This window comes from Deltaproteobacteria bacterium, from assembly GCA_016235345.1.
Taxonomy (GTDB): domain Bacteria; phylum Desulfobacterota; class Desulfobacteria; order Desulfobacterales; family Desulfatibacillaceae; genus JACRLG01.
Genome location: JACRLG010000019.1, coordinates 1 through 20,799, shown reverse-complemented (window position 1 = coordinate 20,799; position 20,799 = coordinate 1). Strand labels below are relative to the sequence as shown.

Annotated in this window: 25 protein-coding genes; 6 read left to right on the top strand and 19 right to left on the bottom strand. The window is 59.0% G+C overall.

The annotated features are described in order from the left end of the window. The first annotated feature begins 22 nt into the window (after window positions 1-22). From HZB23_09445 to HZB23_09430, 4 genes are all read left to right on the top strand, one after another. On the top strand, window positions 23-1,498 hold the full coding sequence (locus tag HZB23_09445; GenBank protein MBI5844877.1) for a sigma-54-dependent Fis family transcriptional regulator: 1,476 nt from the start codon (window positions 23-25) through the stop codon (window positions 1,496-1,498). Window positions 1,499-2,600: 1,102 nt separating this feature from the next. Further along, window positions 2,601-3,398: a P-loop NTPase gene (locus HZB23_09440; GenBank protein ID MBI5844876.1), complete on the top strand. Its 798-nt coding sequence runs from the start codon at window positions 2,601-2,603 to the stop codon at window positions 3,396-3,398. 96 nt (window positions 3,399-3,494) lie between these two features. Next, entirely contained in the window at window positions 3,495-4,904 is a 1,410-nt protein-coding gene (locus tag HZB23_09435; GenBank protein ID MBI5844875.1) for a beta-lactamase family protein, read from the top strand. Window positions 4,905-4,919: 15 nt separating this feature from the next. Beyond that, entirely contained in the window at window positions 4,920-5,531 is a 612-nt protein-coding gene (locus HZB23_09430; protein ID MBI5844874.1) for a hypothetical protein, read from the top strand. Window positions 5,532-5,540: 9 nt separating this feature from the next. On the opposite strand, the gene HZB23_09425 is transcribed toward HZB23_09430, so the two are convergent. The 19 genes from HZB23_09425 to HZB23_09335 all read right to left on the bottom strand — a co-directional run bounded on the left by HZB23_09425 (window position 5,541) and on the right by HZB23_09335 (window position 17,907). Continuing rightward, window positions 5,541-6,299 carry a TIGR02757 family protein gene (locus tag HZB23_09425; GenBank protein MBI5844873.1) on the bottom strand — a complete coding sequence of 253 codons (759 nt, stop codon included), beginning with the start codon at window positions 6,297-6,299 and terminating at the stop codon, window positions 5,541-5,543. After that, window positions 6,299-7,045, bottom strand: a complete 747-nt coding sequence (locus HZB23_09420) for a HEAT repeat domain-containing protein (protein MBI5844872.1) — start codon at window positions 7,043-7,045, stop codon at window positions 6,299-6,301. Before HZB23_09420 ends, HZB23_09425 begins: the two co-directional genes overlap by 1 nt. After that, complete coding sequence (locus tag HZB23_09415; protein MBI5844871.1) at window positions 7,045-7,383, bottom strand: cytoplasmic protein; 339 nt, start codon at window positions 7,381-7,383, stop codon at window positions 7,045-7,047. The genes HZB23_09420 and HZB23_09415 overlap by 1 nt, the downstream gene beginning before the upstream one ends. A 20-nt stretch (window positions 7,384-7,403) precedes the next feature. Continuing rightward, window positions 7,404-7,598: a ferredoxin gene (locus tag HZB23_09410; GenBank protein ID MBI5844870.1), complete on the bottom strand. Its 195-nt coding sequence runs from the start codon at window positions 7,596-7,598 to the stop codon at window positions 7,404-7,406. Next, the gene (locus tag HZB23_09405; GenBank protein ID MBI5844869.1) at window positions 7,595-8,791 is read right to left on the bottom strand and encodes a flavodoxin domain-containing protein; all 1,197 of its coding nucleotides are present in this window, start codon (window positions 8,789-8,791) and stop codon (window positions 7,595-7,597) included. The genes HZB23_09410 and HZB23_09405 overlap by 4 nt, the downstream gene beginning before the upstream one ends. Window positions 8,792-8,804: 13 nt before the next feature. Then, on the bottom strand, window positions 8,805-9,734 hold the full coding sequence (locus HZB23_09400) for an FAD-dependent oxidoreductase (GenBank protein ID MBI5844868.1): 930 nt from the start codon (window positions 9,732-9,734) through the stop codon (window positions 8,805-8,807). A 2-nt stretch (window positions 9,735-9,736) separates the two neighbouring features. Then, complete coding sequence (locus HZB23_09395; GenBank protein ID MBI5844867.1) at window positions 9,737-9,991, bottom strand: glutaredoxin family protein; 255 nt, start codon at window positions 9,989-9,991, stop codon at window positions 9,737-9,739. Between the two features lie 211 nt (window positions 9,992-10,202). Beyond that, entirely contained in the window at window positions 10,203-10,361 is a 159-nt protein-coding gene (locus HZB23_09390; protein MBI5844866.1) for a rubredoxin, read from the bottom strand. Between the two features lie 46 nt (window positions 10,362-10,407). Further along, on the bottom strand, window positions 10,408-10,785 hold the full coding sequence (locus HZB23_09385; GenBank protein ID MBI5844865.1) for a cytochrome c3 family protein: 378 nt from the start codon (window positions 10,783-10,785) through the stop codon (window positions 10,408-10,410). A 35-nt stretch (window positions 10,786-10,820) separates the two neighbouring features. Continuing rightward, entirely contained in the window at window positions 10,821-11,450 is a 630-nt protein-coding gene (locus tag HZB23_09380) for a molybdopterin-dependent oxidoreductase (protein MBI5844864.1), read from the bottom strand. A 2-nt stretch (window positions 11,451-11,452) separates the two neighbouring features. Then, window positions 11,453-13,285: a thioredoxin domain-containing protein gene (locus tag HZB23_09375; GenBank protein MBI5844863.1), complete on the bottom strand. Its 1,833-nt coding sequence runs from the start codon at window positions 13,283-13,285 to the stop codon at window positions 11,453-11,455. Next, complete coding sequence (locus HZB23_09370; GenBank protein ID MBI5844862.1) at window positions 13,269-13,427, bottom strand: hypothetical protein; 159 nt, start codon at window positions 13,425-13,427, stop codon at window positions 13,269-13,271. Before HZB23_09370 ends, HZB23_09375 begins: the two co-directional genes overlap by 17 nt. 108 nt (window positions 13,428-13,535) lie before the next feature. Continuing rightward, the gene (locus tag HZB23_09365; protein MBI5844861.1) at window positions 13,536-13,910 is read right to left on the bottom strand and encodes a desulfoferrodoxin; all 375 of its coding nucleotides are present in this window, start codon (window positions 13,908-13,910) and stop codon (window positions 13,536-13,538) included. Between the two features lie 643 nt (window positions 13,911-14,553). Further along, on the bottom strand, window positions 14,554-15,129 hold the full coding sequence (locus tag HZB23_09360; GenBank protein ID MBI5844860.1) for a rubrerythrin family protein: 576 nt from the start codon (window positions 15,127-15,129) through the stop codon (window positions 14,554-14,556). 211 nt (window positions 15,130-15,340) lie between these two features. Continuing rightward, window positions 15,341-15,727, bottom strand: coding sequence for a transcriptional repressor (locus HZB23_09355; protein MBI5844859.1), 387 nt, complete (start codon window positions 15,725-15,727; stop codon window positions 15,341-15,343). A gap of 321 nt (window positions 15,728-16,048) precedes the next feature. Continuing rightward, window positions 16,049-16,228, bottom strand: a complete 180-nt coding sequence (locus HZB23_09350; GenBank protein MBI5844858.1) for a hypothetical protein — start codon at window positions 16,226-16,228, stop codon at window positions 16,049-16,051. A gap of 317 nt (window positions 16,229-16,545) precedes the next feature. Next, window positions 16,546-16,896, bottom strand: a complete 351-nt coding sequence (locus HZB23_09345; protein MBI5844857.1) for a cupin domain-containing protein — start codon at window positions 16,894-16,896, stop codon at window positions 16,546-16,548. Beyond that, entirely contained in the window at window positions 16,893-17,288 is a 396-nt protein-coding gene (locus HZB23_09340) for a cupin domain-containing protein (GenBank protein MBI5844856.1), read from the bottom strand. Before HZB23_09340 ends, HZB23_09345 begins: the two co-directional genes overlap by 4 nt. After that, a complete protein-coding gene (locus HZB23_09335; protein ID MBI5844855.1) occupies window positions 17,272-17,907 on the bottom strand; it encodes a DUF2889 domain-containing protein in 636 nt (211 codons plus the stop codon). Before HZB23_09335 ends, HZB23_09340 begins: the two co-directional genes overlap by 17 nt. Window positions 17,908-18,346: 439 nt before the next feature. On the opposite strand from HZB23_09335, the gene HZB23_09330 reads away from it, so the two are divergent. After that, a complete protein-coding gene (locus HZB23_09330) occupies window positions 18,347-20,425 on the top strand; it encodes a (Fe-S)-binding protein (protein MBI5844854.1) in 2,079 nt (692 codons plus the stop codon). A 245-nt stretch (window positions 20,426-20,670) separates the two neighbouring features. Next, window positions 20,671-20,799 (top strand): electron transfer flavoprotein subunit beta (locus HZB23_09325; GenBank protein MBI5844853.1); only part of this gene is annotated, 129 nt, incomplete at its 3' end.

Below are 20,799 nucleotides of genomic sequence, written 5' to 3'. Positions count from 1 at the left end.
CGGGGTAAGTTGGCATCATACTATGGCAAAACTCCTCGTTATAGATGACGATGTGGCCATCTGCGCCATCCTTGAACGCATATTCAGGGACAAGGGCCACGAAGTCGTTTGCATCCACACCCTCGATGAAGGCCTGGAAAAGGCCATCAAAATGGGGCCGGACGCGGTGTTTCTGGACGTGCGCTTTCCTTCCGGCAACGGCCTGGAATACCTTCCTCTCCTGAAAACCGTGCCCTCCCGCCCGGAAGTCATAGTGGTCACGGGTTACGCCGACCCCGATTCAGCAGAGCGGGCCATCAAGGCGGATGCCTGGGATTACATCGAAAAACCCGCCTCAATGGATTCACTTGTCCTGGCCCTCGAAAACGCCCTTCAATACCGGCGGCAGAAAATTTTGAGCGACCCGGTGGACAAGCTGAACCGGCGGGGGATAGTGGGCAGAAGCCCGGCCCTCAACAACTGCCTGTCCCTGGCCGCGCGCTGCGCCAAAAACGACTCCCACGTACTCATCTACGGCGAAACCGGCACGGGCAAGGAGATGTTCGCTCGCCTCATCCACGAAAACAGCCCGCGCGCGGACAAAAATTTCGTGGTGGTGGACTGCGGCTCCCTTCCCAAGACCCTTGCGGAAAGCCTTCTTTTCGGTCACGCCAAGGGGGCCTACACCGGGGCGCACAAGGCTGAAACCGGCCTTGTCCGGCACGCCCATCAGGGCACCCTGTTTCTCGACGAGGTGGGGGACCTTCCGCTCCCCCTGCAGAAGGCCTTCCTGCGGGTGCTTGAGGAAAGGCGTTTCCGCCCCATAGGCGAGGTGGAGGAGGTGGAAAGCGACTTCCGGCTCATTTCCGCCACCAATAAAGACCTGGCCCGCATGGCCGCCGAGGGCAAGTTCCGGGAAGACCTTCTTTTCCGGCTCCAGGCCGTCACCATCCACCTGCCGGCCTTAAGGGACAGGGTGGACGACATCCTGCCCCTGGTGGAGAACTTCGTTGAAAGGGAGGCCCGGAGAACCGGGACGGAAAAGAAAAAACTTTCCCCCATGTTTCTTAAGGATCTTGAATCCTATCCCTGGCCCGGAAATGTGCGGGAGCTTCAGCACGCCATGGAAAGCGTTTTCGCCGAAGCCCAGGACGAGCCCCTCTTTTTCGCAAGGCACCTGCCCGCCTCCATCCGGGCCACCCTGGCAAGGAGCGCCTTCACAAAAATCGAAAGCCACGCCCCCGCCGTCCAGGAAAAAAAGGAAGCGGGCATCAGCGAAATCCCGTCCTCTCCCACGGCCCCGGACGAGACGGCTAAAAGCGCCGAGACCATGCCCCTCAAATGGCAGGATTTCCGCCGCACCATGGTGGAAGACGCAGAAAAACGCTACCTGGTGGAGCTTCTTGCCAGGACGGAGGGCGAGGTCAAACGGGCCGCAGCCCTTTCCGGCCTTTCCGCCCCACGCCTTTATGAGCTTCTACGCAAGCATCGCATAACCAGCAGATATTCCGGTGAATAATCCTTCTTGTTTTTCCATCGTCAAGCCCCCTGGCCTTTCCGTCCATGTCGGAACCTGAAAAAATCCGGGTTTTGATCCGCCGTATTGTTTTCCAATAAATTATATATGGAGTCCATAGGACCAAGCCCCGCTCAGACCCCCTCAAAAAAAATTCCATGCCTGATTTTACGGTGTTTTCCACTTCCTGTACGGGTGGCACAAGTCTTGCTTTATAAAAAGTCAAAGCCCGGTCCTCAACGTATCCGAGGCGGCGAGGGAAGGCGGAGTCCGGGGTTACGGCGTAAATCCCGGTCGGCTTTTCCGTAAGTCCTTCGCAAAGAGGAAGCGTAGGGGGCCGGGACCGAAACACAGGAAAGGGAGTACGCCTCACAAAACTCCCTTTGCCATATTTGACATAATCGCCGATCACGGGGCCGGGATTCCCGGCAAATTCGGCTGCGGGCGAAGGGGCCTGGGTTCACTTGAAACGATTGCAGCCCTCGCCGGATTTTAGCAGCCAAGGTTTCACCGGATGCGGCGTCAGGTGAGCGGCAGCGCTCCCGAAAGGGTCTCTGCCGTTCGCCTCCATCTTCCTCACCGATTCCCCCGCGCCTCGTGCGCAAAATCCCCCATATCCCTCTGTTAGCGCGGGGGGGAGGGTAACCTCCCCCCCCGCCCCCACCTCCCCAGGGCGCGCGGAAGCGCGAACTGCTGCGTCAGGCTTCGTCGTGCGGCGCGTCGCGTACTTTTAGTACGCGTCCTTCCCGCACTCCTCGCCTTTCTTGCATTTCATCGCTTCCGCGCGCCCTGGGAAGCGGAGGAGGCTGAAAGGGTGCAAACTGCTGTGTCAGGCTTCGTCGTGCGGCGCGTCGCGTACTTTTAGTACGCGTCCTTCCCGCACTCCTCGCCTTTCTTGCATTTCATCGCTTCCGCGCGCCCTGGGGAGCGGAGGAGGCTGGGATGGCGCGAACTGCCGCGCCACCCAGGTTTCCAAGTCTTCTATTGCCGACTGCCCACTTTCAACAGCGCCCGACCTGCCGCCATGTATGTTTGATTTGCGTTCGACCGCAGATTCGGGTAAGAGGCGATATCTGGTACCTTTCATACTTTCTGGAGAAAATTCATGAAGATCATGATCTGCGGCAAGGGCGGCAGCGGCAAGAGCACGCTTGCGGCGCTTCTGGCCAAGAACCTGGCCCGGATGGGCAGGCCGGTTCTTCTGGTGGACGCCGACGAATCCAACTTCGGCCTATCAAGGCTCGCGGGCGTGGAGACTCCCGAAGTGCTCCTGGAAAACCTGGGGGGCCGCGCCGGGGTCCGGGAGAAGATGAACCAGGCGAGCGACATGAATCTCATCCCCATCATCAACAGGAAATTTACCGTTTCCGACATCCCGGCGACCTGCCTTTCGGAAGTCGCCGGCGTGAAGGTTCTGGTCATGGGCAAGGTGAAGCACTTCGGCGAGGGCTGCGCCTGCATGATAGGAGCCCTCACCAAGCGATTCCTGGCCAACCTGGAAGAGGGGCCGGACACCTTCGTCATCGTGGACACCGAAGCAGGGGTGGAACATCTGGGGCGCGGGGTTGACGCAGGCTGCGGGCTTATCCTGGCCGTGATCGACCCCACCCACGAATCAGTGCTCATGGCGGACAAACTGGCGGGCATGGCCGCCCAGGCGGGGGTTCCCATGCGGCTTGTGCTGAACAAGGCCGATGAAAGAATCGAGGCCGCCTTAAGGGCCAAGCTGCCCCAGGATAAAATCGTGGCCGTTTTGCCGAACGATGACTCGATCTTCCTGGATTCCCTGGAAGGCCGCGCCATTTCGTCCCAACCTTTGGCTGTGGCCAGCCTCGCCGAATTCGTCGGCTCATTTTCGGAGAAATCGTCGCAGCCCTTGCCCGGCTTCCACCCCTTGGGCTGAAAAGCCGGCGTCACCACAAAAACGCAGGCCGCTTTCCGGAAAAACAGGCGGGCCGGGTCAGGGCCAATCCCCGCCACTTTCGAGAATGGAGGCACAATGCATTCAGGCGCCAGAAAAATTGCTTCCCTGCCCTTCGCAGCAGGGCAGGCCGTGGCCAGAACCGCTGCAAGGGCCGCCGTGTTCCCCGTGGCCGCCCCCCTTTCCTGCCTGAACAAGGGCATTCACGTACCAGAAGACATATCAGATCTCATTACCTACGATCCAGCAGAAGAAGCCGACCCCGCCGAGACCGGAATGGACCGCAAAAGCGTGGATGCCATCTGGAAGGCGGTGGAGGGTCTGTACAGGAGCGGGATGCATCCGGCCCTGTCCTTCTGCCTCAGGCGCAACGGGAAGGTGGTGCTCAAAAGGGCCATCGGTTACGCCAGAGGGGCCGGGCCCGGAGACCCGCCGGACGCAGTAAAGGTTCCGGCCACGCCGGAGACGCCCATCTGCCTGTTCTCCGCGTCCAAGGCCGTTTCCGCCATGTGCATCCATCTTCTGGTGGAGTGGGGGAAGATAAGGCTTTCGGACCCGGTGGATTATTACATCCCCGAATTTTCAGCCCACGGAAAACAGAACACCACCATCTTCCAGGTCCTTTCCCATTTTTCGGGCTTCCCTGCGGTTCCCGGAAAAACGGACCCGGATATTCTTTTCGATTTCGAGGAATGCTCGCGGGTGTTGTGCGAGGCGAAGCCGCTTCTTCAGAGCGGGGCCCACGCGGCCTACCACGCCATCACAGGCGGCTTCATACTGGGAGCCATAGTGAAAAAGGTGACCGGCAAGGACATAAGGGAATTCCTGGCCGAGAACATCCAGAAGCCCATGGGTTTTTCCACGTTCAACTACGGCCTTCCGCCGGACCGGATCGGGGACGCGGCCACCAATTATTATACCGGGCTTCCGGTCATCGCCCCCATCAATGTTTTCGTGAAAAGGGTGCTTTCCGCGTCATGGCAGGAGGTGGTGAAGGTTTCCAACGACCGGCGCTTCATGGAGGCCATAATCCCCTCCGGCAACATGTATTCCACCGCCGACGAGGCCAGCCGCTTCTTCCAGATGCTTCTCAATTACGGCGAGCTTGACGGCGTGCGCATATTCTCGCCGCTCACCGTGCGCCGGGCCACCATAGAGGCGAGGCCCCAGGAATTCGACCGGATGCTCTTTCTGCCCATGCGCTACAGCGCGGGCTTCATGCTGGGAAACGACCCCGTCGGCATGTACGGCCCCTTCACCAGGGAATGTTTCGGCCACTGGGGCTTCATCAACAGCTTCTGCTGGGCCGACCGGCGAAGGAACACGGTGGGATCGCTTCTCTCCACCGGAAAGCCCCTCCTGGGCTCGCACCTTTTGCCCCACGCCAGGCTCCTGGCGGCCATTTCCCGCCACTGCCCCCAGGTTCCGGGGGGAGGCGAGGCCCGAAGCAGGGTGAACCGCCTCTTGGGCGCGGCGCTCAAAATGTGAAGGAAGGCGACTTGAATGCCTAAGGTTCTTGTGGTTTACGATTCCGTTTCAGGGGCTTCCGAGGACGTGGGAAGGGCCGTGGCCGAGGCCCTGGTGAAGCGCGGCTGGAAGGCCTCGGTGCGGAAGGCGGGGGAGTTCTCCGAAAAAGGCGGGTCCTTGGAAGGCTTTGACGCGGTTGTGATTGGCTGCCCCCTGTGGCTGGGCAGGACAACATTTTCGATGCGCCGGTTTCTGAGGGCCAGCCGCGAAGCCCTGGCCGCCCGCCCGCTGGCCCTTTTCTTCACCTGCCTCACGATTCCCGTGGAAGAAGGCCTTGCCGCCCCGACAATCCCCGTCTTCATCGATCCCACCCTCTCCGGGGTGGACCGTTCTCCGGGGTGGCTCAATTTTTACGAATATTTCCACACTCCCCATTACGCAGTGAAACGCTTCCGCAAGCGCTACCCGGAACTGAGGCCCGAAAGCGTGGCCTTTTTCAACGGCAGGCTCGATTTTTCGCGCCTTTCCTTTTTACGCAAGGCCTTCATGCTCGTGGAAATGTTCATGCTGGAGGACATCAAGGAGGGGGATTTCGTGAACCGGAAGTCAGCCGCCCTGTGGGCGAAGAATCTTTTCACCGGGATGTGATGAGACGGGTCAATCCCTCCTGCCCCTGATGCCGGGGCGGGTGAGGGAGAAATCGTAGCGCACCGGGTCTTCCGGGCAGAACCTGGCAAGGGATTCGGTTATTTCAAGGGCGGTTTTCATGTCGGCAGCGTTTCGGCCCGTAAGTTCAAGCTCCCTGGCCACCCTGTGAAGGTGGGTGTCGAGCGGCACTATCAACTGGCTCGGTTTCACCGTTTCCCATCCGCCGGGGTCCACGGCGTCCTTTCTCACCATCCACCGCAAAAAAAGATTCAGCCTTTTCACCGGGCTTCCGGCCCCGGGGTCCGGCATGAGGTGGTTTTTTTCCGGAAAACCGGCCTCCACAAAGGCCCGGAAAAGGGCGGAAAGGCCGGGAAGCGCGTTAACATCGCCCGGCTTGGCTCCCGATGAAAAGGCCGCCTCAATGGAGCCGTATTTTTCAAGCACCCCCCGCATGGCGCAAAGATAGGCCGCCATGTCATCCCCCTTGCAGAACCGGTGGACGAAGCCCTCGCAGGCTGGCGCGATCCTGGCTTCACCGGACTCCATCAGAAAGCGCCTGGGATTTCCGCCCATTGGGGCCAGGATTCGCTCCACTGAGACCAGGATGCGCTCCACCTTTCCGTAGGCCAGGGCCGAGGCTATGAGGCCCGCCACCTCGCGGTCATTCACGTCATCGTAGCGAAAGAGGAATTCCAGGGGGTCCGGGTGGACGAAATCCCGGTGGTTGTAATGCCGGTATTGCTCTTCCAGGCGGTCTTTCAGGCGCATCAGGGCTTGTCCGAACCGGGGGGCCTGCTTTCCCCGGTATAACCGAGCGGGCGGGCGGAGGCCAGGGCCTTTCTTGCGAGCCCGGCCACGGTTACGTGCCGGATTTGACCATCCTCCCACACGTTTACGGGAAAAGGCTCGCACAAGAGCCTGCAAAGGCCGTCAGAAACCCCCGGCGCGGCCATCAGCCCCAGGGCGCGCGCCGCAAGTCCACGGTTTGCCGGGTCGGGGTCGGACAAAAGCGAGTAAAGGTCGTCCGTGGCCGCCAGGGTTATATCCGGCCTCACCTGGGCAAGGCGGCCTATTCCCCACAGGGCCCCCCGGCGAAGCGCCGGGTGCTCCAAAAAGTTGGCCGAAGGATTGACGTAGGAGACCAGCAGCCGCCCGAATTCCTCGGCAAGGCGTCCGCCGTCACGGGCGAGAATCTCCCCGATGGCTTCGGGCGCTCCCCAGCCGATCCCGCCCGACTCGTCGTTGAGCATCCACAGGAGCCGCCTTAAAACAACCCTGGCCGATTCCGGCTCCTTTTTGGCAAGATGCGAAACCACGATGCCCAGGGCTTCCACCGCCCGCCAGCGAACGTTTTCGTCGCTGCTGCACAGAAAGCCGGTGAGGGGGTTGACGGCTTTCCGGGCTGGCAGGCTTTCCAGGGCCTTTTTGGCCGAAAGCCAGTCCGGCGACAGAAGAAGGCCCTGCACCTTTTTTTTAAGGGCCCGGCCGCTTATGTCGAAGATGAATGGTTTCATCAGAAAATCAGCACCTCGAAACCACGCTCGATGTAGGGAAGAATTCCGGGGTGCCCGTTCATGTCCGAAAGAAGTGGAAGGCCCGATTTGACGATTTCGTCGTTAACCCCGAACTGGCGGGAGCAGGCCATGCAGGCCCCGTCGATCAGCCCGGCGTTTTTGGCCTTCATGTAAAGGGAGTGGAATTGGCTTTCCTGCTTTTCCAGGCTTCCGACCAGCTTCACAGCCGGGCCTTCCATCACGATCCTTGCAAGGCGGCCCTTTTGGGAAAAATCGAGGGCGTTCAAAAGAACGTGCACGAAGCAGACGGCCTCCTCACGAAAAACGAAAAAGACCACCGGTTTTTCGGGCGATCCGCTCAAGGTTCATCCTCCCATCTTATGCACCTGCAGGGGCAGTTCTTGATGGCCTCGTCAACCTCGTCTTCGGGATAGGACGGAAGAGGCAGAACCTCGATGATCCCCGCTTCGTTTTTAGCGAACACCGTGGGGGCCATGGCCATGCAGCCCTCGCAGTCGGTGCATTCGGCGCGGTCGATGATGGGGATTTTCATGACGCCATCTTCTGTTTCAGTAAGTCCGCCAGCTTCTTTCCAAGATTGTAACAGGCCTGGGTGGCGTCAGCGTTGGGCACGAACAGGGCGCGAAGGGCGGAATCGGCCATTTCAAAGCCCGCGCCCGAAAGCTCCTGATGCACCAGGTTGGCCGCCTCGCCGCTCCATCCATAGGAGCCGAAAGCAGCGGCGATCTTGTTTTTGGGTTTCAGGCCCTTCATGTAGCACAGGAAATCCGCCATCGTCGGGAACATGCCGTTGTTCAAGGTGGGCGAGCCCATGGCCACGATGCCGGAATCGAAGACCTCGGTCATGACGTCGCTTCGATCGTTGGCCCTTAGATGCAGAAGCCTCGCCGCCACGCCTTCCCGGTTTAAGCTCTCGACCAGTGCGTGGGCCATCTTCTCCGTGCTCTTCCACATGGTGTCGTACACCACGGCGGCCCTGTTCGCCGGCTTCTGGGCGCTCCAGTCCGCGTAGGCCGAAATGATCTTTCCAGGCTCTTTGCGCCACATGACGCCGTGGTCAGGGCAGATCATGTCCACCGCGAGCTTCATCTCCGTCACCTTTGCGATGAGCTTTTCGATCAAGGGCGCGTAAAGAAGCAGGATGTTTGCGAAATACTTCTTCGCAAATGGCATGATGGCGTCGCCGATTTCGTCGTCGAAGCGCTCCGGGCCGCCGTAGTGCTGGCCGAAGGCGTCGCTGGAAAAGAGGATGCGCTCGTCCGGCGCGTAGGTGAACATGGAATCCGGCCAGTGGAGCATCCTGGTTTCCAGGAAACTCAGGGTGCGCCTGCCGATGTTGAGCGTCCCCCCGTCCGCAACGGGCGTAAGGTTCAAGCCTGCCATGTGGGCCGCTATGCTTTTGGCCCCCATCTTGGAGCAGATTACGGGCTTTTCCGGCCCCACCGCGTTCACCAGGGCGGGAAGCGCGCCGGAGTGGTCCATCTCGCCGTGGTTGGCAATGATGTGCGAGACCTTCGATGGCGCTATGACCTGGGAGACCCTCTCCAGCATCTCGCCCGCAAAGGGCTCCTTCACCGTGTCGATCAGGACGGGCTTTTCGTCCATCAGAAGATATGCGTTGTAGGTGGTGCCGCGCTCGGTGGAATAGCCGTGAAAATCCCGTATGTTCCAGTCAACCGCCCCGACCCAGAAAATACCGGGGGCGATTTCGATGGGCTGTTTCATTTTTTTAAAACCCTCATCCTCTTATTAAGTATTCATGGGCGGCGAGCGCCGCTTTCGCTCCCTCGCCAACCGCTATCACCACCTGCTTGTAGGGAACGTCCGTCACGTCGCCGCAGGCGAAAATCCCCTTGACGCTGGTGCGGCACTTTGCGTCCACCACGATTTCGCCTCCCGGGTTCAACTCCATCCTGCCCCCGAAAAGCTCGGAGTTGGGCAGAAGGCCGATTTCGATGAAAATGCCCTCCACCGCGATGTCGCGGGCCTTTTCATCGCCTATTTTTCTTATGTGCAGGCCGGTGACTCCGTTTTTGCTCCCAAGCACGGCCAGGGTTTCGTGTTCGGTGAGAATTTCGAGGTTCCCGAATTCATTCACCTTTTTTATCAGGATGGGGTCGCCGGTGAGGGGGGTGAGGGATACCAGGGTGACCCTGGTTGCCACCTTGGCGAGGTCTATCACAGCTTCCAGGGCCGAGTTGCCGCCGCCCACCACGGCCACGGCGGAGCCCCTGTAAAGGGGGGCGTCGCATGTGGAGCAGTAGGCCACGCCGCGTCCGGTGAGTTCCTGCTCGCCAGGGACGTTCAAGGGCCTTGGGCGTTTGCCGGTGGCTATTATAATGGTGCGCGAAAGAAACTCCCTGCCGTTTTCGGTGACGAGCCTTTTCACCGGCCCGTCAAGCTCGGCGGAAATGACTTTTGCGCCCACCGCCTTTTCAAGGCCGAATCTGTCCACGTGCCGCTCGAACCTCGTTATGAGGTCGGCGGCTTCAACCATGGAAAAGCCCAGGTAGTTTTCGATGTCGTAGTAGGAGGCCACCTGGCCGCCCATGTTGCCGGAAACGATGACAGCCTTCATCATCTTGCGGGCCGCGTAAACCGCAGCCGACAGGCCCGCCGGGCCGCCGCCCAGGATCACCACGTCGTAGACCGCCCTGTCGTTTTCCATGGTCAGGCTCCGGTTTCGGCCAGGGCCGCCTCGTATTCGGCGCGCTCGAAGCCGGTGAGAATCTTTTCCCCGTCGTTTATCACCACTGCCGGGACGGTGCGGATTCCCGGGGCCATTTTTTTCATGAGCGCGTAGTTGTCGAGATCGTGCTCAACGTCGTAGTCCGTGTACTCCAGGCCCTTTTCCTTGAGGAAGCCCTTCAAGGATATGCAGTAGGGGCAGGTGGCCATTGAAAAGACGACGATCTTGGGGGGCATGGTTTTTCTCCGGTAACAGCCCGCCGAAAAACGCGATTTGCTTTGTTGCACTTCAAAGCCAATTCCGTCACGTACTTTTAGTACGCTTACTCATTGGCTTGTAGTTTAGCCTTGCAACTCATCGTTTTTCGGCGGGCTTTAATTCCAGCCTTTTCAACAGGCTGGTAAAGACTGGGGACGCCGCCCGGTTAAAAGCGGCGTCCCTGTTCCGCTATTCCTTCTCGAAATCGCTCTTGCCCGCGCCGCAGACCGGGCAGGTCCAGTCTTCGGGCAGCTTCTCGAATGCGGTTCCGGGGGGGATTCCGTTTTCGGGGTCGCCCTTGCCGGGATCGTAAACATAGCCGCAGACCGTGCATACGTATTTGTCCATGATGTATCTCCCTTTAAAAGTTTATGTGGTTGATTCGCAATACCGCCTACTGGGCGGTGCCGTGGCATTTTACGCACGAAGTCGGGCCGGTTTTCTGACCGGCCTCCATGCCTTTTTTATGGCAGGCGATGCAGGCCTTCATCACGGCCTTGGGCTCCAGGGAGCCCGCCGCCTTCATTTTCACTATAACCCCCGGTTCACGGGCGAACTGGGCGTGGCAGAGGCTGCAGTCCTTCAGGGTGTCCTGGTGTTTTGCGTGGGGAAAGGCGATGTCGCCCTTGGGGCCTCCGTTTACCACGATTTGGGCCGCGCCCTTTTTCGGGGCCTTGTCGGGTTCCGGCATTTTTGGGGCCGCTTCGTTTTGGGCAGCCAACGCCGCCGCTAAAAAGAAGACGATCACGAAAACAGCAAGCGATTTCTTCATGGCCGCGCCCTTCCCATGCCTGTTTTGACTGCCCTTCAATCCCGGCCCTCAACGTCCGCCTCGTCGGAGTAGCCCCTCTGCTCCCAGTAGCCTTTGAAGGGCTTGTCCGAAAGCTCCACCGATGTCACCCATTTTACCCACTTGTACCCTAGTTTTTCCTGTGCGACAACCTGAAAAGGAAACCCGCGCGCCTCGTCCAGGGTGCGTCCGTTGATGGAATAAGCAAGGATGATGTCGTTTTTGACGACGAAATCGTAAGACAAGGCCGAGCTGTAACCGTCGGCTGCCCGGAAAATCACGGTTTTCGCGCCGGACTTCACCCCGGCCTTTTTGAAAAGGTCGGCAAGCCTTATCCCCTTGAAAAGCAGGTGCTCGCTCCAGCCCTCCACGCAGAAAAGGGTGATGGCCCTCTCCACCGGGGGGAAGGCCAAAGCTTGGTTGAGGGTGAGGGAAAGCGGGCTTTTCACCATGCCGGTCACGGCAAGGCGGTAGCTTGCCGGGTCCACCTTCTGGGGGCCCTTGATGGAGTTGTCGTAGGACCGTTCGAAGGAGTCCAGCTTTCTGCCCCGGTACTCCCTTATCTCGCCGGCAGGCGGCCTGGCGTGGAGGCAGTAGAGGGGAACCGCCACAAGGGCGATGACAAGGAGAAACGCCAGTTTCCGCATTTTCACGCATCCTTTCCCAAGGCCGGGTAAAGGGCTTTCAGCATGTGGCAAAAGCCCGTGGGATGGGCTTCCATCTCGCCCGCGAACCAGCCCGCGATGGACAGGGCACGCTCTTTAAGAGCCGGGTCGCCCGAAATCTCCGAAAGCACGAGGCCGTTTTCCACCGCCACGGAATTTCCGGATGGAACGGCCCCGTCGTAGGCGTCCCGGTTTCGGGCGAAAAGGGGCTCGTTGCCGAGCCCTGAAAGATAAAGCCCGCCACCGCCCGATTCGTCCCCGAAGAGCCTTAAGGTCTCCGAGTGATAATGAAGGGCTTTTTCAAGGTATTCTCCGCCGCCGCCAGCCCGGTGGATTTCGATGAGACCCAAGGTGAAATAAGCGTAGTCCTCCAGAAAGGCCGGTATGGCCGACTCGCCGCCGCGATGCCTTCTGAGGAGCCGACCGGCGGAATCGACGAGGCTGTTTTCGATGAACCTGGCGGCCCGTTTGGCGGCCTGAAGGAGGCTGTCGTCCGAAAGCGCCCTCGCGCCGTGGGCCAGGGCCGCCATCATGAGGCCGTTCAGGCCGGTTAAGACCTTGTCGTCCAGAAGTGGCCGGGGCCGAAGGTTCCGGGCTTCGTAGAGGCGCTTTTTGACGGATTCGATCCTTGAAAGGCAGGCGGAAAGTTCGATGTTTTCCAGCCGTGCGAATTCCCCGGGGGAAACCGGAACCGAGAGGACGCTTTTTCCCTTCTCGAAGTTGCCGGCCTCGCTCACATCGAAAAAGCGCACGGCGAAAGCCCCGTCATTCTCGCCCAGAACCTCTTTCAACTCCTTTTGGGTGAAGGCGTAAAAAAGCCCCTCCTCGCCTTCGGAATCGGCGTCCTCCGCGCAGAAAAAGGCCCCTTCGGGGCTTGTCAGGTCCCGCAGAACATAGCCGAAGATGTCTTTGGCGACCTCCGCCCAACGCCCGTCCCCGGTGAGTTCAAAGGCCGAAAGATAAGCGTCCGCAAGGCCAGCCTGATCGTAGATCATCTTCTCGAAATGCGGGACCAGCCATTTTTCGTCCACACTGTAGCGGTGGAAGCCGCCTCCAAGGTGGTCGTGGATGCCTCCCCGGTCCATATGATCCAGGGTGGAAAGGGCCATTTCAAGGGCTTCTGCGTCGCCGCCATCCGTTTGGGCGTGGTGAGCCAGCAGAAAGGTGATCTGGTGAGGGGTGGGAAACTTGGGAGCCTGTCCGAAGCCGCCGTTTGCCTTGTCGAAAGCCGCCGCAAGCTGATTGCGGGCCGCCGCGAAAATTTTCCGGTCGGGCCGGGCGGGGTTTGCGGCAGGGGGCTGAAAGGCCTTTGCGATGTTGCCCGCCGAGGTTACGACACGGGTGCGGTCGTCCCGCCAGAGAACCGAGATGTTTCCAAGAAGCTCGAAAAAGCCGGTCATGCCGAATTTCGAGCGGGGCGGAAAGTAGGTCCCGGCGAAAAAGGGCAGGCCGTCCGGCAGAAGAAAGGCTGAAAGGGGCCAGCCGCCCCGGCCCGTGAGGGCCTGGCACACAGCCATGTAAAGGTGGTCGATGTCCGGGCGCTCCTCCCGGTCCACCTTCACCGATACGAACCGGCTGTTCAAAAGCCGCGAGATGTCCGCGTCCTCGAAGGACTCGTGGGCCATTACGTGGCACCAGTGGCAGGCGGAGTAGCCCACCGAGAGGAAGACCGGGACGTCCCGCCGCCTCGCCTCGGCAAAGGCTTCCTCGCCCCACGGGAACCAGTCCACGGGGTTTTCCGCGTGCTGGAGAAGATAGGGGCTTTTTTCCCCGGCCAGCCGGTTTTGGGCTCTGGGCCTGTCAGCCGAGTCGCTCATCTTTCGGGCCTGTCCCGCATTCGGGTATGTAGCAGGTGACGTCCACGAATTCGCATTTTTCGTGGCACGACGGGCATTCCTTGGGCGGCGACGGCGCTTCCAGGGTATAGCCGCAGTTGGTGCATTTGAAAGTGGGGTTCATGGCTTGAGACTCCTTTGTTACCGAAACGGCGCGGCAAATTTCTTCACCGCGCCGTTTCAAGGCAAGCCCTGGGGCTTTTCAGATTAGTCCGGTTTTTGCCGCAGCCTGTCAGGCTTTCCAGAGGCCGTGCAGGTTGCAGTATTCCCTTGCGGTCACCTTGTCGGCCTTGACGCAGAACTCGGCTTCGGGAGCCTGTCCGGGGGCGAGGAACTTTATATAGGTGGTGTCTGCCGTCACAAGCTCGATCCACTGGATGTAGTGTTTCTCCTCCATGGGGTGCGCCACCGCGCCCACCTTGACCTTCCAGCCGTCGGCGGTTTTTTCGATGACGGGCACGTGCTTTTCCTTGGCCGCGTCAACGGTGTTTTCCACCATGAGGTCCATGGGCTGGCCGCAGCAGACCAGCTCGCCGCCGCCCGCCACCATCATTTCCACGATGTTTCCGCAAATCGCGCACTTGTAGACTTCGCCTCTCGCTGCCATGGTCATGTCTCCCTGGTGTGTTGTTGTCTGCTTGTTAAAGAAGGACTCATTGGCCGTCGGTTGTCTGGTATGCAGGAACCTGCCGGCGGATTCACGCCATGCATCGCCGCACCGCTTCCTGCTCTGCAAACCCGAAACATACCTGAATCTATAGAGCACAAATTGTACCAATACTTAACAATCTGATATTTAAGAAAAAAATATCAGACCAAGCAATGGCTCGGAACTGCGAATACCGAAACAGGGCCGGGAAAGGATGAAGCGGGCCGGGCCGTTATGCCGCAAGGCCATTGCAACAAGTGGAATATGCCGGAAACAATGGACATTTTTCCGTCCGCAACTTATTGACCCAAACGCCGCCCAAACCGGAATTAAAGGGGCCGGAAAAGATGCTTCGGAATCTGAGGTTCCGGTTTCTTTTCAGGGTCATCGGAATTAATCCCCCATGCATCTTCCCGGCCACGTCATAAGCTATGAATCAAAAACCATGGAGGTCACCCCGCTTGAATTTAATCACGGACAGGCGGTTTGAAAACGATGAGATGCAAGGAAGGCGAGCCGAAAAGGAGGGAGCGTACTCTTTTGTACGTGACCGACTTTTCGGTGACGCCTGACACAGCAGCTCGCGTTTTCAGGCCGCCTGTCACCAGTTTTCGCCGAGGAGTTCAAAATGGGCCTGCGGATGCGCACACGCCGGGCACTGGTCCGGGGCCTCGGTTCCTTCGTGGAGGTAGCCACAGTTGCGGCAGCGCCAGGTTACGGGTTTTTCGCGCTTGAAGACCCGTCCCGCCTTTATGTTGGCGGCGAGGTCGCGGTAGCGCTTTTCGTGCTGGCGCTCGGCCACGGAGACCTTGTCCCAGACCGCTGCGATGTCCGGGAAACCCTCCGAACGCGCCACCTTGGCGAATCCGGGGTACATGACGGTCTGCTCGTAGTTTTCGCCCTCGGCTGCGGCAAGGAGGTTTTCCAGGGTGGTTCCGATCACGCCAGCCGGAAAGGCTGCTGTGATCTCAAGCTCGCCGCCTTCAAGAAAATTGAAGAAGCGCTTGGCGTGCTCTTTTTCCTGGTTGGCGGTCTCCTCGAAGATATCGGCGATCTGGACGTAGCCGTCCTTCCTGGCCTGTCCAGCGAAGTAGGTGTAGCGGTTGCGGGCTTGGCTCTCGCCGGCGAATGATTTCAGGAGGTTCTTTTCCGTTTCGGTTCCCTTGATGCTCGGCATGGCGGTGCTCCTTTAGGGGTCCTGTGTGTTGAAAGAAAGAGGGCGTCCCCCTGTTCGACGACTGGCGCTTTGAGGGACGGGGTTCACAGTGAAATTACCGTGGATGCCTGAAGAAAGAGGAAGGGCTTCATGATACGACGGCTTATCATATCATGGGTTCGTCATGCTCACAAGGACATATATTGAAGGGCGCTTAAGGAAGACCCCTCTTTCAGGAATCCAGGCGATGCCCGTTCTTTCCCGCGCATTCGTCGCATATTCCGAAGAACTCGACCTTGTGACCCTGAACGGAAAAGTCGGCCACCGGCCCCAGTTCGGGAACATTGATGGGAGGAACGAACACGTCGCCCACCTTGCCGCACTTCACGCATTTTACGTGGTAGTGGGGGCTGATGTCGCCGTCGTACCTTCGCTGGGTGCATCCCAACTCCAACTTCAGGATTGCGCCGGACTCGGAAAGCACGTCCAGGTTCCTGTAAACCGTGGCCAGGCTGATTCTCGGAAGGCGCTTGCGGACAAGCTCGTAAACCTGGTCCGCAGTGGGATGGCAGTGCACCTTCTGAAGCTCTTCCATTATGACTCTTCGTTGTCGCGTCATTCTTATGGCTCTTTGGGTATGCAAGTTCAAATTCCCTATTCGTATTGATAATAGTTATTATTTCAGAAAGGTCAAGAAAAAAATCTCCTTCGCGGTCTTGACGCGAAAACGGCTCTTTAATTTCAAAGCCAAAGGAGAAGCGTTCACCGGAAAGCGGGCCGCCGAAAAAGGAAGTTTGGCATATTGAGAGCAGGCAGCGGGTCCGGCTTCCCGCGAAAAGGTTTCATCTCGCTGAATTTACAAGGCGTTTCCGGCGCTGCCAGCGGCGGGCCGGTTTTGCCGCAAGGCCCCGCTCCGAAGGTGGAACGGGGCCTTCAAGAATTACTGGTCCAGCTTGCACTGGGTGAAGTCTATGGCCTCGCCGCAGCCCTTGCACTTGTGGGCCTTGTCGAACTCGTCCGAGAAAATCTCCAGCTCCTTGCCGCACTTGGGGCATTTGCAGGTGAAGGACTTGAGGTTTTTGAACTGTTCGTAGCCGGGGCAGTGTTGGGGAGTGCTCATGAAACCCTCCTTCTCCATGGATGTTGGTATTGGCCGCAGGCCCTGCCTGGGTTCGGGCAACGGGATGGACGCAAGCGCCCCTAAGGGGCGATGGCCGTTTCCCCCCTGCCTTTGGACAGGACGCCGTGGGCCTTTTCATATCCCAACTTGGACTTACTTGCAATAGGAAGATGGTGTTAGCGGCAAGGGCAAAAAATCATTCCGGGGTTTTACTTGCAGACGCCTGAAACAGCCATTCGCTGAACGGGGGTTCATTACAGATCCCCATTGGCCGCTCAGATTGATCTTCCGTAACAACGCAGCCCGGATCCCCCAGGTTACAATTCAGTGACACCGCTTGGTATCAGGCACACGAATATCAAAGGCTCGTTTCCGGCATTTTTCACCTGGTGCTCGGCCCCTCCCGGAATGAAGGCCGCCACACCAGGACCCACCAGGGTCCAGCCATCGCCGTCCCACACAGCCCCCTGGCCGGAGTGGAAGAAGATTTCATGCTCCCATTCGTGGCTGTGCCTTGGCGAGAAGCCCCCTGGCTCCACGGAAAAAAGCCTCATGCAGAAATTCTGCGCCTGGTCGGCCTTTCCTATCAGCACCCGGCCCGTGACGCCTCTTACCGCGTCGCCCTCGAAAACCTTTTCCGTTTCTTCGGTGTAATGAATTATTTTCATGATTGCTTTCCGTTCGCCGAGACGATGATGGTTTCGGAATGTTTGTGAAAAGGCGAGAAAAAGCACAGGAACCTTAAGAAACAGTCGCCGGAGTTCTGGACCTGCCAGGCGGTTTTTGCCGGAACGCAGACGGTGTCGCGCTCGTTTGTCTGAAAGACCCTGGCCCCCACCCGCATGGAGCCCCGGCCTTCCAGAAAATGCACCGTAAGGTGCGAGCCCGGATGGGTGTAGAGGGCGGACTCCCCGAACGGGGCCACAACCATTTCGGCCAGGCTGGTTGAAACCTCCCCGTGGATTTCCGGGTGAAAAAGCTCCCTCACGAGGCTTCCGTCCGCCGCCGTGTAGGGTAGGGCCGAGGCGTAGGGAACGCGCGTGTCATGCGTTTTTTCCATGTTTTTCCCCTTCCCTGGCAAGGGTTTTTATCATCTCTTTCAGTTCCGCTATGTAGGGGCCGTCCGGGGTCCAGAGGTGGCAGGAGTTGATGAGGTACTCAAGCCCCTCCACCTCCTCGAAGGATTTCGGGGCGGGCCTGGGGTTCTGGGCGTAGAGGGTCCAGAACCCGTGCAGGGCGGCGGGCCCCATCACCACCGCAAGGTGCGTCAGATGGGTGCAGCCTGCGGCCCCGCCTATGAGGTCCCTTATGCGCTCGCTGTAGCCGGAACGTATCTCCTGCCCGATTATCTTTTTTATCCCCTCCTGGGCCGCTGTGCACTGGGAATTGGGCGTGGTGGGCATTTCGGCCTCGGCGTCCAGGATGGTGAGAGGATAGCTTCCCACCAGCATCCTTATGCAAAGGCCGTGGACCGGGCCTTCATCGCGTGGTTTCGAGTCCCAGTGCCGGTAGATGGGAACCAGGCGTTCGTCGTTCAGCCATCCTTCCACCAGCACCCTGAAGCCCTCCACCGGGTAGGACGAAACGCTTATCCTGCGCTGATGAAGAGGGCTTTTGCCGACTGCGAGTTCTTTTAAGGACCGGCCCGCGCCATCCGGGGCCTGGCTGTTCTCTGGCATTTTTCCTCCATGTGCCGGGGAAAATAGGGGAATTTGAAACAAGACGGAATTTTTACGGATTTCCATATCACGACAACCCGTGTTTCGCAACGTAACACTTTGACGCAAAGCGTCGGTGAGGGCCTTTTATCCTTGACAAGAAATTGTCGGTTTTGTTAGCTGAACGCGGTTTCATTTTTTAAAAAAAAGGATAAAGGGGACAATCCCCTCCTTCGCTCCGCCCGGTTGCGGAAAAAATGGCCGCAAGAACCGTGTTTGGCGGCTTCCGGTTCGCCTTGAAGGTTTTCTTCCGGCCCCCGGCGGGCCGTGGCCGTTTTGGCCTTACGCAACAAAAGATCGTTCAGCTTCAATCGCTTGATTTCGTCAAGCCGGAGTCATTCAACGGGCTCTTAATATCAGTAATAAACGGTCAGTAATAAACGAGGCAAAGGAGAATTTTATGGATCCAGCCGCAGCCCATGCAGTAAACCTACTCCCCCCACCGGCCCAGGCCACCATCCTTGGAATACCCGTGATCATTCTCGCGGTGCTTATTCCCGTGGTGGCCGCCTGCCTTTTCACCTATATAATCGTCAACCGGATCAAGCCTCTGTATCTGTCCCGCAAGGACCCACGGTTTGACCGCGTAATCGCCCGCACCTGGCACATGGTCAAGTTCGCCATAGGCCAGTACCGCCAGCCCCGCTACTGGAGCGCAGGCGTTCTGCACATAATGATTTTCGCCGGGTTCTGTATTCTGTCGCTCCGCTCCATCACCCTGGTCCTTCTGGGCGTGACCGAAGGCTTCGCCCTGCCAATAGTGGGCGAAGGCCAGATTCTGGGCGGGGTCTACAGCGTCACCAAGGACCTTGCGGCCACCATGGTTCTGGTGGCCTGCGTCATCGCCGCTGTGCGCCGGGGCGTAATAAAGCCCGAACGCTACGCCGTGCCCAAGGAACTGGGCCACGACCACACGGCGGAGGCGGTTTTCATCCTCTGCATGATCTCCGGCCTCATGCTGGCCGACGGCTTTTTTGAAGGCAGCCTCGCGGCGGCCACGGTCAAGGCCGGGCAGGAGCCGCACCTTCTGGTTCCCTTCACGATTCCATGGTTCGTGAGCCACGCGCTTTCCTTCACCTCGGTGTCCAAGCTCTCCGTGATCAACGTATGGGCTTACCTCGTTCACGAAATAATTTTCTTCACCTTTTTGAACCTGCTTCCCCTGGGAAAGCATTTCCACGTCATCACCTCCATTCCCAACGTGTGGCTTGCAAAGCTCACCAAGGGGACCATAAAGCCCATCCAGTACGGCCTCACAGCCGAGGAGCTGGAAGCCCTGGAATCAGTGGGCGTGAAAAAACTCACGGACTTCACCTGGAAGCACATCCTGGATTTTTATTCCTGCGCCGACTGCGGACGCTGCTCCGACCAGTGCCCGGCCCGCACCGTGGGCCGCCCGCTTTCCCCCAGGTTCATCTCCATCAAGTGCCGGGACAAGCTCTTCAAGGCCTTCCCCCTGAAGGGCCAGGCCGAGGCCAACGACAATCTCATCGGCACCATCCTCTCAGAGGATGAAATCTGGTCCTGCACCACCTGCGGAGCCTGCGAGGCCGAGTGCCCCATCTTCATCGAGTACATAGACAAGATCGTGGACCTCAGGCGCGGAATGGTGGACGAGGGCGCGGTGCCCCAGAGCCTCCAGAAGCCCCTCTCGGCCCTGGAAAAGCGCGGCAACCCCTACGGCAAGATGGAGAAGAAGCGCAGCGAGTGGATCAAGGACATGCCCATCAGCGTTGTTGATGTGAAAAAGGGCGAGACCTGCGAGACCCTTTATTTCGTTGACTCCATCACCTCCTTCGACGACCAGATCAGCAAAATCGCCCAGTCCACCGCCCGCGTGCTTGCGGCCTCCGGGGTGGAAGCAGCGATTCTCGGCCCTGCCGAGAAGGACTCCGGCCACGAGGTGCGTCGCTTCGGCGAGGAAAGCCTGTTCCAGAGCCTGAAGGAACACAACACCGAGATGATAGCGGCCTCCGGCGCGAAAAAGATCGTCACCGCCGACCCCCACGCGTTTAACGCCCTTAAAAAGGACTATGAGGGCATCTGCGAAGTGGAGCACATGGCCACCACCATCCTTGGCGCGGTGAAATCCGGCAAGTTGAAGCTGACGCCTGAGACCAGCGGCAAGAAGTACGTGTATCACGATCCCTGCTACCTTGGCCGCCACAACGGCCTGTACGAAGACCCGCGCGCGGTGCTGGACGCCATCCCCGGCCTTACAAGGGTTGACATGACAAAGTGCCGCGACCGCTCCTTCTGCTGCGGCGGCGGCGGCTTGATGCTTTTCTACGAGCCGGTGGAAGAGACCCGCATGGGCAAGGTGCGCGTGGCAATGGCCAAGGACGCCGGAGCCGACGTGGTGGTCACGGCTTGCCCCTTCTGCAAGGTGAACATAGAAGACGCCATCAAGACTTCGGGACTTGAAGGCATCATGGAAGTCATTGATCTTGTTGAGCTTGTAGACCAGCACATTGCGTAGGCACGTCAAAAGGCCCGGATATAAGGCCGGGCCTTGAAGTCAAAGTTGGCGAAAATCACGGAGAAAACCCCTTACCCACTTGACTTAAAGTCTTTTTGAAGGGGTGGGAGGGGGCGCGGGGGAGACCGGGGTCCCCGGACGATCGTAGATCGGCTGGGGTGGAAGTGTGGGGAAACTTTTTCTTCAGAAAAAGTTTCCCCTCCCTCCCCCGCAAAAAAACTTTAAGCCTCCAAGGGAGACACAACATGGAAATTCTGGTTTGCGTGAAGCGCGTTCCCGACACCGCAGAGAACGAGATTGCGGTGAACAAGGACGGAAGCGACATCGTGCGCGACGATCTGGTCTACTCCGTCAACGAGTGGGACAACTACGCG

What these genes read in the sequence shown, in the direction of transcription:
- HZB23_09430 (MBI5844874.1), top strand. Translation starts at nt 4,920, where the DNA reads ATGCCTAAGGTTCTTGTGGTTTACGATTCCGTTTCAGGGGCTTCCGAG.
- HZB23_09330 (MBI5844854.1), top strand. Translation starts at nt 18,347, where the DNA reads ATGGATCCAGCCGCAGCCCATGCAGTAAACCTACTCCCCCCACCGGCC.
- HZB23_09370 (MBI5844862.1), bottom strand. Translation starts at nt 13,427, where the DNA reads ATGAACCCCACTTTCAAATGCACCAACTGCGGCTATACCCTGGAAGCG.
- HZB23_09435 (MBI5844875.1), top strand. Translation starts at nt 3,495, where the DNA reads ATGCATTCAGGCGCCAGAAAAATTGCTTCCCTGCCCTTCGCAGCAGGG.
- HZB23_09390 (MBI5844866.1), bottom strand. Translation starts at nt 10,361, where the DNA reads ATGGACAAATACGTATGCACGGTCTGCGGCTATGTTTACGATCCCGGC.
- HZB23_09440 (MBI5844876.1), top strand. Translation starts at nt 2,601, where the DNA reads ATGAAGATCATGATCTGCGGCAAGGGCGGCAGCGGCAAGAGCACGCTT.
- HZB23_09445 (MBI5844877.1), top strand. Translation starts at nt 23, where the DNA reads ATGGCAAAACTCCTCGTTATAGATGACGATGTGGCCATCTGCGCCATC.
- HZB23_09395 (MBI5844867.1), bottom strand. Translation starts at nt 9,991, where the DNA reads ATGCCCCCCAAGATCGTCGTCTTTTCAATGGCCACCTGCCCCTACTGC.
- HZB23_09410 (MBI5844870.1), bottom strand. Translation starts at nt 7,598, where the DNA reads ATGAAAATCCCCATCATCGACCGCGCCGAATGCACCGACTGCGAGGGC.
- HZB23_09420 (MBI5844872.1), bottom strand. Translation starts at nt 7,045, where the DNA reads ATGAAACCATTCATCTTCGACATAAGCGGCCGGGCCCTTAAAAAAAAG.
- HZB23_09385 (MBI5844865.1), bottom strand. Translation starts at nt 10,785, where the DNA reads ATGAAGAAATCGCTTGCTGTTTTCGTGATCGTCTTCTTTTTAGCGGCG.
- HZB23_09355 (MBI5844859.1), bottom strand. Translation starts at nt 15,727, where the DNA reads ATGACGCGACAACGAAGAGTCATAATGGAAGAGCTTCAGAAGGTGCAC.
- HZB23_09365 (MBI5844861.1), bottom strand. Translation starts at nt 13,910, where the DNA reads ATGGCAGCGAGAGGCGAAGTCTACAAGTGCGCGATTTGCGGAAACATC.
- HZB23_09400 (MBI5844868.1), bottom strand. Translation starts at nt 9,734, where the DNA reads ATGGAAAACGACAGGGCGGTCTACGACGTGGTGATCCTGGGCGGCGGC.
- HZB23_09340 (MBI5844856.1), bottom strand. Translation starts at nt 17,288, where the DNA reads ATGGAAAAAACGCATGACACGCGCGTTCCCTACGCCTCGGCCCTACCC.
- HZB23_09380 (MBI5844864.1), bottom strand. Translation starts at nt 11,450, where the DNA reads ATGCGGAAACTGGCGTTTCTCCTTGTCATCGCCCTTGTGGCGGTTCCC.
- HZB23_09350 (MBI5844858.1), bottom strand. Translation starts at nt 16,228, where the DNA reads ATGAGCACTCCCCAACACTGCCCCGGCTACGAACAGTTCAAAAACCTC.
- HZB23_09375 (MBI5844863.1), bottom strand. Translation starts at nt 13,285, where the DNA reads ATGAGCGACTCGGCTGACAGGCCCAGAGCCCAAAACCGGCTGGCCGGG.
- HZB23_09345 (MBI5844857.1), bottom strand. Translation starts at nt 16,896, where the DNA reads ATGAAAATAATTCATTACACCGAAGAAACGGAAAAGGTTTTCGAGGGC.
- HZB23_09425 (MBI5844873.1), bottom strand. Translation starts at nt 6,299, where the DNA reads ATGCGCCTGAAAGACCGCCTGGAAGAGCAATACCGGCATTACAACCAC.
- HZB23_09360 (MBI5844860.1), bottom strand. Translation starts at nt 15,129, where the DNA reads ATGCCGAGCATCAAGGGAACCGAAACGGAAAAGAACCTCCTGAAATCA.
- HZB23_09335 (MBI5844855.1), bottom strand. Translation starts at nt 17,907, where the DNA reads ATGCCAGAGAACAGCCAGGCCCCGGATGGCGCGGGCCGGTCCTTAAAA.
- HZB23_09405 (MBI5844869.1), bottom strand. Translation starts at nt 8,791, where the DNA reads ATGAAACAGCCCATCGAAATCGCCCCCGGTATTTTCTGGGTCGGGGCG.